This window comes from Brevibacillus sp. 1238 (assembly GCF_029892995.1).
GTDB classification, from domain to species: domain Bacteria; phylum Bacillota; class Bacilli; order Brevibacillales; family Brevibacillaceae; genus Brevibacillus; species Brevibacillus parabrevis.
In genome coordinates, this window is sequence record NZ_JARXWC010000034.1 from 1 (window position 1) to 1027 (window position 1027).

Here is a 1027-nt window from a genome sequence, read left to right on the forward strand (position 1 = left end):
GGGACTGACCCCCGTCCGTAGGACAGGGATCAAAACACCTTAGCTATTTAAGCAGCCAGTTGCCGAAATTGAATCGGTGACTGGTTGTTTAGTTTCGTTTGAATGCGAATTGAGTTATAGTAATGAATGTAGCTTTGGATAATCTGCACAACGATGGCCGTCGTCGTACAGATAAAATTATCGAGATAGAACGTTTCAGACTTTAGTGTGGAATGAAACGACTCGATGGGGGCATTATCAGCGGGCGTACCCTTACGGGACATGCTCATGGTAATGCCTTTTCCCTTAACTGCTGCTTGATACGCCTGAGACGTATACACGCTGCCCTGATCGCTATGTAGCATCATTCCAGGTTGGTCTGGCAGTTGATATAGCGTATCGAGGACAAGCGATGTGTCTTGTTTGTCAGAAATACTGTATGCCACAATCTCACCATTGTACAAGTCCATGATGCTCGATAAATATAAAAGTTTACTTCCGTAAGGTAAATAAGTAATGTCGGTCACTAATTTCTGCATGGGGGTACTTGCTTGAAATTGTCGCAGCAGGAGATGATCTGCTACATAAGAAGGTTGTCCTGTTGTCTTTCGTTTCTTCATCCTCACTCGGCATTGTAGTTGTTCACGCTGCATGATACGTTGTATTCGTTTATGATTAATTGACATCTCAGCTCGCATCAGTGCTGTAATCTTTCTGTACCCATAACGGAACTTATGTTGAATACAGAGTTGCCGAATCTTTTCCACAACTAAATCCTCGTTTCTTTTCGCGTATGCAGCTTTCCAACGGTAGTAGGTAGAACGAGGGATACCAAGCCACGCGCAAGCTTGGCTCACGCTTACTTGCCCACGAATGGACTCCATCCAAGGAACGATTACTTCTGGTGACACCTCCTTTCCCACTCCTCTAACTTTTTTAGAACGTCCAGTTGTTGTTTAAGAAAACGATTCTCTGCTTTGACTTGTTCCAGTTCAGAATCGTACATCGGCCCTTTTCCATAACTATATTGCTTTCCTACAGGCTGTTG

The 1027-nt window shown here is 44.0% G+C and carries 1 pseudogene; it reads right to left on the reverse strand.

Features of this window, described 5'->3' with window-relative positions:
- Positions 1-47 precede the first annotated feature (47 nt).
- Positions 48-1027: pseudogene (locus M2298_RS28175) on the reverse strand (IS3 family transposase); the annotation flags it as partial.